The following is a 441-nucleotide window of genomic DNA, read 5'->3' as shown; positions in this document are numbered from 1 at the left end:
GTACTGCGGTCAACATCGTCTATCCGCTATAAGCATTCAGTAGAGACGATAGATTCAGAGCACGCCGATCTCATTTTCAGGATGCGCCCTGTATGGTACAGGTCACAATGCGAAAATGACAGGCGTGACTGGGGATTCTACGGATTGATTGCCGAGGAAGTAGGAGAAATTGCCCCTCAGTTTGTACACTGGCGATCAGCTAACGAAGATGATGCACGGGAAGCTATTTCCAGCAATGGCCTTGTTGCCGAAGGTGTAATGTACGAACGTCTGGTTGTTCCACTGATTCACCATATCCAGAAACTGACCGAAAGAGTTGATGAACTTGAGTCAGAATTGAAGTTGTTATCAACTTCCCGAAGCGATATCGGATAAAGGAGGAGTAATGGATATAACACCTTTTCTTCATGCGCTTTGTGCTGTGGCTGCGCAGGTACTGAT

Annotated in this window: 1 protein-coding gene; it reads left to right on the top strand. The window is 46.7% G+C overall.

The features are described 5' to 3' along the window. Positions 1-375 (top strand): tail fiber domain-containing protein (locus D7W79_RS44685; RefSeq protein ID WP_208729993.1); only part of this gene is annotated, 375 nt, incomplete at its 5' end. Positions 376-441: the final 66 nt, after the last annotated feature.

Source organism: Corallococcus exercitus, assembly GCF_003611585.1.
GTDB classification, from domain to species: Bacteria; Myxococcota; Myxococcia; order Myxococcales; family Myxococcaceae; genus Corallococcus; species Corallococcus exercitus.
Note: the sequence above shows the minus strand (reverse complement) of the source record. Positions and strands in the feature narration are given on the sequence as shown.